General features: G+C 59.9%; 9 protein-coding genes, 1 tRNA gene and 2 pseudogenes. 8 read left to right on the top strand and 4 right to left on the bottom strand.

Translation table 11 applies throughout. The features are described 5' to 3' along the window. Window positions 1-167 precede the first annotated feature (167 nt). The 7 genes and pseudogenes from rimP to typA all read left to right on the top strand — a co-directional run bounded on the left by rimP (window position 168) and on the right by typA (window position 8462). Entirely contained in the window at window positions 168-755 is a 588-nt protein-coding gene (rimP, locus tag ACFQ95_RS21320) for a ribosome maturation factor RimP (protein ID WP_422834261.1), read from the top strand. Window positions 756-824: 69 nt separating this feature from the next. Beyond that, a complete protein-coding gene (gene nusA / locus ACFQ95_RS21315) occupies window positions 825-2321 on the top strand; it encodes a transcription termination factor NusA (RefSeq protein ID WP_422834259.1) in 1497 nt (498 codons plus the stop codon). A gap of 24 nt (window positions 2322-2345) precedes the next feature. Next, window positions 2346-2652 (top strand): annotated as a pseudogene (locus tag ACFQ95_RS21310) (translation initiation factor IF-2 associated domain-containing protein); the annotation flags it as partial. A 323-nt stretch (window positions 2653-2975) separates the two neighbouring features. Then, window positions 2976-5240 (top strand): annotated as a pseudogene (gene infB / locus ACFQ95_RS21305) (translation initiation factor IF-2); the annotation flags it as partial. Between the two features lie 15 nt (window positions 5241-5255). Next, entirely contained in the window at window positions 5256-5627 is a 372-nt protein-coding gene (gene rbfA / locus ACFQ95_RS21300; RefSeq protein ID WP_422834257.1) for a 30S ribosome-binding factor RbfA, read from the top strand. A 2-nt stretch (window positions 5628-5629) separates the two neighbouring features. Beyond that, window positions 5630-6622 (top strand): tRNA pseudouridine(55) synthase TruB, encoded by a 993-nt coding sequence (gene truB, locus ACFQ95_RS21295; protein WP_422834255.1) that lies wholly within the window; start codon window positions 5630-5632, stop codon window positions 6620-6622. A gap of 10 nt (window positions 6623-6632) precedes the next feature. Further along, window positions 6633-8462, top strand: coding sequence for a translational GTPase TypA (gene typA, locus ACFQ95_RS21290; RefSeq protein ID WP_422834253.1), 1830 nt, complete (start codon window positions 6633-6635; stop codon window positions 8460-8462). 419 nt (window positions 8463-8881) lie between these two features. On the opposite strand, the gene ACFQ95_RS21285 is transcribed toward typA, so the two are convergent. The 4 genes from ACFQ95_RS21285 to ACFQ95_RS21270 all read right to left on the bottom strand — a co-directional run bounded on the left by ACFQ95_RS21285 (window position 8882) and on the right by ACFQ95_RS21270 (window position 10841). Next, a tRNA-Ser gene (locus ACFQ95_RS21285) sits at window positions 8882-8972 on the bottom strand. Window positions 8973-8992: 20 nt separating this feature from the next. Then, a complete protein-coding gene (locus ACFQ95_RS21280; RefSeq protein ID WP_422834251.1) occupies window positions 8993-9370 on the bottom strand; it encodes a DUF2237 family protein in 378 nt (125 codons plus the stop codon). 70 nt (window positions 9371-9440) lie between these two features. Further along, window positions 9441-10355, bottom strand: coding sequence for an SPFH domain-containing protein (locus ACFQ95_RS21275; RefSeq protein ID WP_422834249.1), 915 nt, complete (start codon window positions 10353-10355; stop codon window positions 9441-9443). A gap of 54 nt (window positions 10356-10409) precedes the next feature. Continuing rightward, window positions 10410-10841, bottom strand: coding sequence for an NfeD family protein (locus ACFQ95_RS21270; protein ID WP_422834247.1), 432 nt, complete (start codon window positions 10839-10841; stop codon window positions 10410-10412). Window positions 10842-10977: 136 nt separating this feature from the next. Here ACFQ95_RS21270 and ACFQ95_RS21265 point away from each other — a divergent pair, with 136 nt between their 5' ends. Next, the gene (locus ACFQ95_RS21265; protein ID WP_422834245.1) at window positions 10978-13251 is read left to right on the top strand and encodes an Orn/Lys/Arg decarboxylase N-terminal domain-containing protein; all 2274 of its coding nucleotides are present in this window, start codon (window positions 10978-10980) and stop codon (window positions 13249-13251) included. The last annotated feature ends 93 nt before the right edge of the window (window positions 13252-13344 follow it).

Below are 13344 nucleotides of genomic sequence, written 5' to 3'. Positions count from 1 at the left end.
ACAATACCGGCTCACGACCAAACGGGCGGGTAACTACCGCCCGTTTTTTTTGGTCGATTGTTTTTTGATGCCTCTGAAAAACCGTCAAAGAGCCGCGTAACTGTGGGTCTGGCGTGGGTTTCAGGCGCAGATTTACCGTATTTAAACCAGACATTCCATACAGACACGTGGCACTGCAAGACATCGTTGAAAAAACGGTAACCGGCTTGGGTTACGACTTGGTAGAGATTGAGCGCTCTGCCGGTGGTTTGCTGCGCATCACGATTGATCTGCCATGGGAGCCGGGTGTAGAGCAGTTCGTCACGGTCGAGGATTGCGAAAAAGTCACCCGCCAGCTGCAGTTTGTGCTGGAAGTCGAGACCGTCGAATACAAGCGCCTGGAGGTCTCATCCCCAGGCATAGACCGGCCGCTGCGCCACGAGCGCGATTTCGAGCGTTTTGAAGGTTCCGAGATCGACCTCACGCTCAAGGCGCCTATCGGTGAGGCAGCAGCCGGCCAGGTCAGCGCCAACCGTAAAAAATTTCGCGGCACGCTTGAGCGCGTTGCTGCAACCGAGGGCCAAGCCGCTGGCTGGCAAATCGTCTGGAGTGATGCGCCACCGGCCAAGCCCGGTGTGCGAGTGAGCAAGAAGCGCGCACCTGCACCCGTGCAGGTGCTGGGTTTCGTACTGGATGAGTTGCGCGAAGCCAGGCTTGCGCCCATCGTCAGTTTCAAGGGCCGCAACGCCAAAGACAAAGGCGTTGCGGAGGGCTGATATCTGCACCTCGGCTTTGTCCGGCGGCGCGGGTTGATTTGTTGATTGAGTATTCAGGAGGTTCGTGAGATGAATCGCGAAATGTTGATGTTGGTCGACGCTATTTCACGTGAAAAGAACGTGGAGCGGGATGTCGTATTTGGCGCTGTTGAAGCGGCCCTGGCTCAAGCCACCAAAAAGCTCTATCCGGGCGATGTGGACATCCGTGTCGTGGTCGACCGCGACAGCGGCAGCTACGACACCTTCCGCCGCTGGCTGGTGGTGCCGGACTCTGCCGGCCTGCAGAATCCTGATGCCGAAGAGCTGGTCTCCGATGTGCGCGAAGACATCGCCGACATCGAAGAGGGTGACTACATCGAGAAGCCGGTCGAGTCCGTGCCCATAGGCCGTATCGGCGCCATGGCCGCCAAACAAGTCATCCTGCAAAAGATCCGCGACGCCGAGCGCGAAATGTTGCTCAACGATTTCATGTCGCGTGGCGACAAGATCTTCGTCGGCACCGTCAAGCGCATGGACAAGGGCGACATCATTGTGGAGAGCGGCCGCGTTGAAGGCCGTCTGCGCCGCAGCGAAATGATCCCCAAGGAAAACCTGCGCACCGGCGACCGCGTGCGCGCCATGATCATGGAAGTGGACCTGACGCTGCGTGGCGCGCCCATCATTCTGTCGCGTAGCGCGCCGGAGTACATGATTGAGCTGTTCCGCCAGGAAGTGCCGGAAATCGAGCAAGGCCTGCTGGAAATCAAAACCTGCGCCCGTGACCCCGGTTCGCGCGCCAAGATCGCCGTGTTGTCGCACGACAAGCGTGTTGACCCCATCGGCACCTGCGTCGGTGTGCGTGGCACACGTGTCAACGGCGTCACCAACGAGCTGGCTGGCGAACGTGTCGACATCGTGCTGTGGAGCGAAGACCCGGCGCAATTCGTGATTGGTGCGCTGGCCCCGGCCAACGTGTCGTCCATCGTGGTGGACGAAGAGCGTCACGCCATGGACGTGGTGGTGGACGAGGAAAACCTCGCCATCGCGATTGGCCGCGGCGGCCAGAACGTGCGTTTGGCCTCCGAACTCACCGGCTGGAAGATCAACATCATGGACGCCGCCGAATCGGCGCAAAAGCAAGCCACCGAAACCGATTCGAGCCGCAAGCTGTTCATGGAAAAGCTGGATGTGGACGAGGAAATCGCCGACATCCTGATCCAGGAAGGTTTCACCAGCCTGGAAGAAGTGGCCTACGTGCCGCTGCAGGAAATGCTCGACATCGAGAGCTTCGACGAAGAAACGGTCAATGAGTTGCGCGCCCGTGCCAAGGATGTGTTGCTGACCATGGAAATCGCCCGCGAAGAGCGTGCTGACGAGGTTTCGCAGGATCTGCGTGACCTCGAAGGGCTGACGGTGGAGCTGATCGCCAAGCTGAATGAAGCTGGTGTGCATAGCCGCGACGACCTGGCCGATCTGGCCGGGGACGAACTTACTGAAATTACCGGCCTGTCCCCCGACGAGGCCACGACTTTGATCATGAAAGCACGCGCACATTGGTTTGCCGATGACGCCGCTTCTCAAGAGTAACGGTCATGAAAGGTCACAACACACATGTCCAATACCACCGTCGCCGAGTTTGCTGCTGAACTCAAAAAATCTCCAGACGTCCTGCTTGAGCAACTCAAGGGCGCAGGCGTGGCCAAGTCCGCGTCTGCCGATACCTTGACCGATGCCGACAAGCAAAAATTACTCAGCTACCTGCAGGCCAGCCATGGAACGGCTTCAGGCGAGCGCAAGAAGATTACTTTGGTGAAGAAGTCGACCACCGAGATCAAACAGGCCGATTCCACGGGCCGTGCACGCACGATCCAGGTGGAAGTGCGCAAGAAGCGCACCTTCATCAAGCGTGAAGACGGCTCTGATGACGTGGGTGGCGAAGGCGCATCCACTGAAGTGCTGGAAGCCCCAAGCGGCCCCACGCCGGAGGAGCTGGAATTGGCTCGTCGCGAGGAAGAAGCGCGCCGCCAGGCCGAGCTGATCCGCCGCCAGGAAGAAGAGTTGGCTGAAAAGCGCCGTCAGCGCGAAGAACAAGAAGCCCAGGAAGCGCGCGAACGTGCGGCTGCCGAAGCTGCGGCCGCTGCTGCTGAAGCCAAGGCTGCCGCCGAATCTGCTCAGGCCGCCAAAGACAAGGCGCAAGCCGTCGCCGCCCCCGAGCCTGTGGTGGCGGTGGTCAAGGACGCCGCGAAAGACGCAGCCAAAGATGCCGCCGCCGCTTTGTCCAAGGCGCGTGCTGCGGAAGACGCTGCGCGTGCCGCCGATCTGGGTGAACGCCGCCGCAAGGCCGAAGCCGAAGCCGCTGCCATCCGCGAAATGATGGCCACACCGAAGAAGGTGTTGGTGGCCAAGAAGCCCGAAGAACCCAAGCCGGCTGCCAAGGCTGTGGCCGATGCGGCCAAGCCTGGCATGAAGGGCACGCTGCACAAGCCAGCCGCCGCACCTGGCGCGCCGGCCAAGCCTGCAGCCCCTGGAGCAGCACCCGCTGCAGGTGCCGCCGGTGCTGGCAAGGAAGTTAAATCCGCCAAGCTGTCGAGCAGCTGGGCCGATCCGGCCAAGAAGAAGCCGCTGCCTACGCGCGGCGACTCCAGTGGCGGCGTAGGCCGTGGCAGCTGGCGTGGTGGCCCGCGTGGCCGCCGTGGCAACGACCGCGACCAACGTGATGAGATGGTGCAGCAAGCACCGGTGGAAGCGCGTGTGATTGAAGTGCACGTGCCCGAAACCATCACCGTGGCCGAATTGGCGCACAAGATGGCGGTCAAGGCCTCCGAGGTCATCAAGCACCTGATCAAGCTGGGCCAGATGGTCACCATCAACCAGCCGCTGGACCAGGACACCGCGATGATTGTCGTGGAAGAAATGGGCCACAAGGCCGTGGTGGCGGCGCTGGACGATCCAGAAGCCTTCACCGACGAAGAAGTGCAACAACAAGAAGCCGAGGCTTTGCCACGTGCGCCAGTCGTGACCGTGATGGGCCACGTCGACCACGGCAAGACCTCGCTGCTGGACTACATCCGTCGTGCCAAGGTCGCCTCGGGCGAAGCCGGTGGTATCACGCAGCACATTGGTGCATACCACGTGCAAACCGAGCGCGGCATGGTGTCTTTCCTGGACACCCCAGGCCACGAGGCGTTTACCGCCATGCGTGCCCGGGGCGCGCAGGCAACCGACATCGTGATCCTGGTGGTGGCTGCAGACGACGGCGTGATGCCGCAAACCAAGGAAGCCATCAAGCACGCGAAAGCCGCTGGTGTGCCTATCGTGGTCGCCGTCAACAAGATCGACAAGCCCGATTCCAACCCCGACCGCGTCAAGCAAGAGTTGGTGGTGGAAGAGGTGGTGCCGGAAGAATACGGTGGTGAATCGCCATTCGTGAACGTGTCGGCCAAGACCGGCCAAGGCATAGACGAACTGCTGGAGCAGGTGTTGCTGCAGGCCGAAGTGCTGGAACTCAAGGCGCCGGTGGATGCCGCCGCCAAGGGTTTGGTGATCGAAGCCAAGCTCGACAAGGGCCGTGGTCCGGTGGCGACGGTGCTGGTGCAGTCCGGTACGCTGAAGGCGGGCGATGTGGTGTTGGCTGGTTCGACCTATGGCCGCGTGCGCGCCATGCTGGACGAAAACGGCCGTGCCACCAAGTCGGCCGGTCCGTCGATTCCGGTGGAAATCCAGGGTCTGACCGAAGTGCCGCAAGCCGGTGATGAGTTCATGGTGCTGAGCGACGAACGCCGCGCCCGTGAAATTGCCACCTACCGTGCCGGCAAGTTCCGCAATACCAAGCTGGCCAAGCAACAAGCCGCCAAGCTGGAAAACATGTTCTCGGACATGGCCGCGGGCGAGGTCAAGACGCTACCCGTCATCATCAAGGCCGACGTGCAAGGTTCGCAAGAAGCGCTGGCCGCTTCCTTGCTCAAGCTGTCGACCGAAGAGGTGCGCGTGCAGATGGTCTACGCCGGTGTCGGCGGGATCAGCGAATCGGATATCAACCTGGCGATTGCCTCCAAGGCCGTGGTCATTGGCTTCAACGTACGTGCCGATGCCGGCGCGCGCAAGACGGCCGAGTCCAACGGTGTGGACATCCACTACTACAACATCATTTACGACGCAGTTGATGAGTTGAAGGCCGCGATGTCGGGCATGCTGGCTCCAGAACAACGCGAAGAAATCATCGGTACGGCCGAGATTCGCACGGTGTTCGTGGCGTCCAAGATTGGTACGGTTGCCGGTTCGTACATCACCTCTGGCCAGGTCACGCGCAACTGCAAGTTCCGCTTGCTGCGCGAAAACGTGGTCATCTACACGGGTGAAGTCGAGTCCGTCAAACGCCTCAAGGACGATGTGCGCGAAGTCAAGGAAGGCTTCGAGTGCGGTATCAAGCTCAAGAACTACAACGACATCAAGGAACTTGATCAGTTGGAATTCTTCGAGATCAAGGAAATCACGCGGACGCTGTAAAGCGGCGACGACACCATGGTGCGCAAGAAATCCGATACCCCTAACCGTAGCCTGAAGGTGGCCGATCAGATCCAGCGTGATCTGACGGAGCTGATCGCGCGTGAACTCAAAGATCCGCGCGTCGGCATGGTCACCATCCAGGCGGTGGAAGTGACGCCGGATTACGCACACGCCAAGGTGTTCTTCAGCTTGCTGGTCGGTGATGCCGAGCTCACGCTGGAGGCGCTGAACCAGGCCGCAGGTTTTCTGCGCAATGGCCTGTTCAAACGTCTGCACATCCATACCGTGCCCACGCTGCACTTCATCTACGACCGCACGACCGAACATGCGGCCGACATGAACGCCTTGATTGCCAAGGCGGTTTCTTCTCGCGCAAAAGAGGACTGAGCATGAATGCGCCTCGCACTCGGGTGCAGCGGCGCCCCGTGCATGGGGTGCTGTTGCTGGACAAGCCTATAGGCCTGTCGAGTAACGACGCCTTGCAAAAGGTGAAGTGGCTGCTGCGCGCCGAAAAGGCCGGGCATACCGGCACACTGGACCCATTGGCGACCGGGGTCTTGCCCCTGTGTTTTGGTGCCGCCACCAAGTTCAGCCAGTTGCATCTGGATGCCGACAAAACCTACCGCGCGATTGCGTGCCTGGGCCAGCGCACCAGTACCGGCGACGCCGAGGGTGATGTCATCGAAACGCGTGCTGTGCATGTCTCGGCCCAAAGCCTGGCACAGCTGCTGCCGCGGTTCACCGGTGCTATCCAGCAGATACCGCCGATGTACAGCGCGTTGAAGAAGGACGGCAAGCCCTTGTATGAACTGGCGCGGGCCGGCTTGGAAGTGGAGCGGCCGGCGCGCGATGTGCGTATTCATACGCTGAAAGCGGTGTTGGTGCAATCTGCATCAGCGGCACCAGCTATTGAATTCGTAGCGAAGTGCAGCAAAGGCACCTATATCCGCACGCTCGGTGAAGACATCGGTGAAGCGCTGGGTTGTGGTGCCCATTTGACGTTTTTACGCCGCGAGGTCACGGGTGACTTTGACCTATCGCAGTGCGTGACCTTGCCCCAGCTCGAGGCCATGAGTGAAGACGAACGCCTGGCGTGTTTGTTGCCGCCCGAGGCCTTGCTCGCACATCACACACGCGTCACGCTGACGCCGCAAGATGCCGGGTATTTTCTCAGTGGCATGCGCCGTCGTGGTGCGTGGCCCGATGCGGCGCAGGTCGCAGTGTTTGGCGCCGACCCCCAAGCTTTGCTGGGGGTGGCCCATATCCAGAGTGGTGAACTGATTGCCGACCGGCTGCTCAGTCCACTTGAAATCGAACAAGTCCTGGCCCAGACGCAGGCGCAGAACCTGCATCAGCCGATTGCAGAAGGTCAACAGTTTTAGGAGTGAACCCGTGAGCAGCGTTAAACAAATTCGAAACATCGCCATCATCGCCCACGTCGACCATGGCAAAACCACCATGGTTGACCAGTTGCTGCGTCAGTCTGGCACCTTTGCCGAACACGAAAAAGTGGTCGACACGGTGATGGACAACAACGCCATTGAAAAAGAGCGTGGCATTACCATCCTGGCCAAGAACTGCGCCGTGAGCTGGGAAGGCACACACATCAACATCGTCGACACCCCCGGCCACGCGGACTTCGGTGGCGAAGTGGAACGCGCGCTGTCCATGGTCGACGGCGTGGTGCTGTTGATCGATGCGCAAGAAGGCCCTATGCCACAAACGCGCTTCGTGACCAAGAAGGCCCTGGCCTTGGGTCTGAAGCCCATCGTGGTGGTCAACAAGGTTGACAAGCCCGGTGCCAATCCCGACAAGGTGGTCAACGCCGCATTCGACCTGTTCGACAAGCTGGGCGCTACCGACGAACAACTCGACTTCCCCGTGGTCTATGCCTCCGGCATCAACGGCTGGTCGTCGTTGGAAGAGGGTGCTCCAGGTGAGCAGTGGGGCCCCGACATGTCGGCCCTGTTCAACACCGTGTTGAAGCACGTGCCTGCGCAAAAGGGTGACCCAGACGCGCCACTGCAACTGCAAATTTCCGCGCTCGACTTCTCGACCTTCGTCGGCCGTATTGGTGTTGGCCGTATCAGCCAAGGCACGATCAAGCCCATGATGGACGTGGTGGTCATGGAAGGCCCGGACGGCAAAACCGTCAAAGGCCGCGTCAACCAAGTGCTGACCTTCCAAGGTCTGGAACGTGTGCAGGCGACCGAAGCCGGCCCTGGCGAAATCGTGTTGATCAACGGTCTGGGCGACATCGGTATTGGCGTGACCATCACCGACCCGCTCAACCCCGTGGCATTGCCTATGCTGAAGGTCGACGAGCCTACGCTGACCATGAACTTCTGCGTCAACACCAGCCCCTTGGCTGGCCGTGAAGGCAAGTTCGTCACCAGCCGCCAGATCTGGGATCGTCTGCAAAAGGAACTGCAGCACAACGTGGCCCTGCGCGTCAACGAAACCGACGAAGAAGGTATCTTTGAAGTCATGGGTCGCGGCGAATTGCACTTGACGATTCTGCTGGAAAACATGCGCCGCGAAGGTTATGAAATGGCTGTGAGCAAGCCACGCGTGGTGATGAAGATGGTTGACGGCGAAAAGCACGAGCCTATCGAACTGGTCACCGCCGACATCGAAGACGCACACCAAGGCGGCGTGATGCAGGCCCTGGGCGAGCGCAAGGGTGAACTGGTGAACATGGAGCCGGACGGCCGTGGCCGTGTTCGCTTGGAATACCGCATTCCGGCACGTGGTCTGATTGGTTTCACCAACGAGTTCTTGAACCTGACGCGTGGTTCCGGCCTCATCAGCAACATCTTCGACAGCTACGAGCCGCACAAGGGCGACATCGGCGGCCGTAAGAACGGTGTGCTGATTTCCATGGACGACGGTGAAATCTTCACCTACGCCCTGGGCAAGCTGGACGACCGCGGTCGTATGTTTGTGCGCGCCAACGACCCCGTGTACGAAGGCATGATCGTGGGTATCCACAGCCGCGACAACGACCTGGTGGTGAACGCCACGCGTACCAAGCAGCTGACCAACTTCCGCGTGTCCGGCAAGGAAGACGCTGTGAAGATCACGCCGCCTATCGACCTCACGCTGGAATACGGTGTCGAGTTCATCGAGGACGACGAGCTGGTTGAAATCACGCCCAAGTCGGTGCGCCTGCGTAAGCGCCACCTGAAAGAAAGCGACCGTAAGCGCGCCAGCCGCGAGTGAGCGCCTGTCTTGTAGCTTGACCCTGCTCGGGCGGGGTCAGGCCAACAAGAGCCAGCCTTTGGTGAGCCTGCGGCATTCATCTGCCGTATTCGTTTGCCATACTCGTTTGCCGTCTCTGGCCCGAAAAATGCCCCGCAACAGCGGGGCATTTTTTTGGGGCAGCAAGATGAGAACCCGGCTCTGCGGCAACTGCTGCCGCCATGTCCAGGCCTGTATGGAGAAGAGGCGCAAGCGCGTCTTTTGCAGAGCGCAGGGGTGAGCCGCTGGACGCCAATGATTGGATGGTCGGCTCAACGGAGGCCGACGCAAGGCGCAATCAATGACAAGCCAGGGCCGGCATGAAAAAAGCCCTAGAGCTTGCGCGCTAGGGCTTTTAAACCATTGCTGGCTGTATTTGCTGGATAAGGCAAATACTGATCTGGCGGAGCAGGCGGGATTCGAACCCGCGGTGGGCTATTAACCCACACACGCTTTCCAGGCGTGCGACTTAAACCACTCATCCACCGCTCCAGAGCCTACGATTATAGCAGTCAAAGTCGCGCATTTCGGGTTGGTGCCGCATGTCGTTCAAGATCTTCAAGCAAAACGAACTCCAGTGCTTTCATATGCGTGGATTCGAGTACCACCAACGGAGCGCAACCCGCCTCCAGAGCTTCCTTCCAGCGCTCTGCGCAAAGGCACCAGCGGTCGCCCGGGCGTAAGCCGGCAAAACGGTAGCTCGGACGCGGGGTCGTCAGGTCGTTGCCACGCAGGGCTGAAAACGCCAGGAATTCAGCCGTGACCTTGACGCAGATGACGTGGGCACCGGTATCTTCGTCGCTGGTGTTGCAGCAGCCATCGCGAAAGAAGCCGGTCAGCGGGTCATACGAGCAAGGGACAAGCTCAGAGCCCAATACGTTGTGATCCATGTGGGTTCCTTGAGAGAACGAACGTGATGTCAGCACACCTGCGGTCAAGCGCCGGGCGGAAGGCAGGGCCTCAACTGGCCTTGCCGGTTTGCAGCATTTTCATCGCAGACGTGACCAGTGCGGAAACTTCCGTCATGTTACTGGGCACGATCAAGGTCGTCGATGCATCGGCGGCTACGCGTCCATAGGCATCTACCGCCTTTTCCGCCACCTTGAGTTGCACCGCCTGCTCGCCGCCCGGTTGGCGAATGGCGTTGGCCACCACCGCAATCGCATGTGCCGTGGCTTCGGCCACGGCCGTGATGGAGGCGGCTTCGCCCTGGGCATTGTTGATCGCCGCCTGCTTTTCACCTTCAGAGCGTGCGATGAAGGCCTCACGCTCGCCGGTGGCGATGTTGATCTGTTCCTGGCGCCGGCCTTCGGAGGCGGCAATCAGGGCGCGTTTCTCGCGCTCAGCGGTAATTTGTGCCTGCATGGCGTGCAGAATTTCCTTGGGTGGGGTCAGGTCCTTGATCTCGTAGCGCAGCACCTTTACACCCCAGTTCAGCGCTGCTTCGTCAATCGCCTGCACCACTTGTGCGTTGATGATGTCGCGCTCTTCAAAGGTCTTGTCGAGTTCCAGCTTACCTATCACGCTGCGCAACGAGGTTTGCGCCAGTTGCGAAATCGCCATGATGTAGTTTGACGAGCCGTAGCTGGCACGCATGGCGTCGGTCACCTGGAAGTAGAGAATGCCGTCGACCTGCAGTTGGGTGTTGTCGCGCGTGATGCAGACCTGGCTCGGGATGTCGAGCGGAATTTCCTTCAGATTGTGCTTGTAGGCCAGTCGGTCGATGAACGGGACGATAAAGTTCAAGCCCGGCGTCAAGGTGCCGTGGTACTTGCCCAGGCGTTCCACCACCCAGGCGTTTTGCTGCGGCACCACCTTGACGGAACGGCTGATAAAAATAATCACAATGACCAATAAAACGACTGCTACTTCCATCTCGACTCCTCCTGATGTATCTGAATTCGCCGGGCTGATCCCGGTGCTGCGACCTTATACCTTGTCCACCAATAACCGGTTGCCGACCACCTCTACTACGCGGTAGGTGCCGACACTGGTCTGGGCGCTGGGGTCGTGCAATGCCACGGTCCACTGGGCACCGCGGTATGAGGTGCTGCCGGTGCCGTCGGCGCGCCAGGTGTCGACGTAGACAGCAGCGCCTATGTCTTGGTTGACGTTGGGGTTGGCGCTTGCAGGCAGGTTTTTGCCGCCGCGGCGCTTGCGCACAAAGTACCAGCTCACGACGCTGCCACCGCCCACGATGCCTGCCACCACTAACTGCGTGGTGAGTCCTGCACCCGCATAAGCGGCAAGTGCCGCCGCTGCAAAGCCCACGGCCAGCATCAGCAGATAAAACGTGCCGGTGACCAGCTCAAGCGCGACGGCAGCCCCGGCAATGAGCCACCAAAGTGTGGTTTGTTGCATGTGTTTCTCCTCTGTTTTGTCTTGAGTAAACCACATTGTGGAGGCGCCTTTTTCCTTCAGCAAAGCATGTTCACAAGAATTCCTTACACTTCGCGCCTGTTTTTGTTTTTATCCCCCCTTTGGCCGGAGGCCGCCCATGAAATTTCGCTTCCCCATCGTCATCATCGACGAGGACTTTCGCTCTGAAAACACGTCGGGTCTGGGTATTCGCGCCCTGGCCCAGGCGATAGAGAGTGAAGGCTTTGAGGTACTGGGCGTGACCAGCTACGGCGACTTGAGCCAGTTTGCGCAGCAGCAAAGCCGCGCCAGCGCTTTTATCCTGTCGATCGACGACGAAGAGTTCTCCCAGGGCCCAGACCTGGACCCGGCGGTGTTGAACCTGCGCCATTTCATCGACGAAGTGCGCCGCAAGAACCTGGACGTGCCGATCTACGTCTACGGCGAGACCAAGACCTCGCGCCACATGCCCAATGACATCCTGCGCGAACTGCATGGTTTCATCCACATGTTTGAAGACACGCCCGAGTTCGTGGCGCGCCACATCATCCGCGAAGCCAAGAGCTACCTGGAAGGTGTGCAGCCGCCATTCTTCAAGGCGCTACTGGACTACGCGGAAGACGGTTCCTATTCCTGGCATTGCCCGGGCCACTCGGGTGGTGTGGCTTTCCTGAAGAGCCCGGTGGGCCAGATGTTTCACCAGTTCTTTGGCGAGAACATGCTGCGTGCCGACGTCTGCAACGCGGTCGAAGAGCTGGGCCAGTTGCTGGACCACACCGGTCCCATCGCCGCCAGCGAGCGCAATGCTGCGCGTATCTTCAACGCTGACCATTGTTTCTTCGTGACCAACGGCACCAGCACCAGCAACAAGATGGTCTGGCACCACACGGTGGCCCCTGGCGACGTGGTGGTGGTCGACCGCAACTGCCACAAGTCCAACCTGCACGCCATCATCATGACCGGCGCCATCCCGGTGTTCCTGAAGCCCACGCGCAACCATTTCGGCATCATCGGACCCATCCCCAAGAGCGAGTTCGAGCCCGAAGCCATCAAGGCAAAGATCCGCGCCAACCCGCTGCTCAAGGGCGTGGATGCCGACAAGGTCAAGCCGCGCATCCTGACGCTGACCCAAAGCACCTACGACGGTGTGCTCTACAACACCGAAACCATCAAGAACATGCTCGATGGCTACGTGGAGAACCTGCACTTCGACGAAGCCTGGCTGCCCCACGCCGCGTTCCACCCGTTTTATGGCAGCTACCACGCCATGGGCAAGAAGCGCATTCGGCCCAAACATGCGGTGGTGTATTCCACGCAGTCCATCCACAAGCTGCTGGCCGGTATCAGCCAGGCCAGCCATGTGTTGATCCAGGACTCGCAAAACGTCAAGCTGGACCGGCACCTGTTCAACGAAGCCTATCTGATGCACACCAGCACCAGCCCGCAGTACAGCATCATCGCCAGCTGCGATGTGGCGGCAGCCATGATGGAGCCGCCCGGCGGCACCGCGCTGGTCGAGGAGAGCATCGTCGAAGCGCTGGACTTCCGCCGCGCCATGCGCAAGGTGGACGAAGAATACGGCGACGACTGGTGGTTCAAGGTCTGGGGACCGGACAAGCTGGTGGAAGAGGGCATTGGCCGCGCCACCGACTGGATCATCAAGGGTGAATCGAAAACCAATGCCAAGGCCAACTGGCACGGCTTTGGCAAGATGGCCGCCGGTTTCAATATGCTGGATCCGATCAAGTCGACCATCGTCACGCCGGGCATGGACCTGAACGGCAAGTTTGCCAAGACCGGCATTCCGGCCAGCATCGTCACCAAGTTCCTGGCCGAGCACGGCGTGGTGGTCGAAAAAACCGGCCTCTACAGTTTCTTCATCATGTTCACCATAGGCATCACCAAGGGCCGCTGGAACAGCATGCTGACGGCGTTGCAGCAGTTCAAGGACGACTACGACAAAAACCAGCCGATGTGGCGCATCCTGCCCGAGTTCTGCCAGCAGAACCCGCGCTACGAGAAGATGGGCCTGGCCGACCTGTGCCAGTACGTGCACAACCTGTACGCCAAGTACGACATCGCGCGCCTGACCACCGACATGTACCTGAGCGACCTCACGCCAGCCATGAAGCCCAGCGACGCCTACGCACAAATCGCCATGCGCAAGACCGAGCGTGTGGAGATCGACAACCTGGAAGGCCGCATCACCGTGGGCCTGGTGACGCCTTACCCACCGGGCATTCCGCTGCTGATTCCGGGCGAGGTGTTCAACAAGAAAATCGTCGACTACCTGAAGTTCTCGCGCGAGTTCAACCGCCAGTGCCCAGGTTTTGGCACCGACATCCACGGGCTGGTGGAAGAAGAAGGCCCGGATGGCGTGAAGCACTATTACGCCGATTGTGTAAAGCCTTAATTTGCTATTTTTTTAATAGCTGTAGGCGCTTTCCTACAAGGGGGTGCGCCTATTTGACGCTTGCAACAAGTTGCAAGTAAAGTCGGGTCAGCG

Source organism: Variovorax sp. HJSM1_2 (genome assembly GCF_049316285.1).
In the GTDB taxonomy this organism is placed as follows: Bacteria; Pseudomonadota; Gammaproteobacteria; order Burkholderiales; family Burkholderiaceae_C; genus Rhodoferax_B.
Note: the sequence above shows the minus strand (reverse complement) of the source record. Positions and strands in the feature narration are given on the sequence as shown.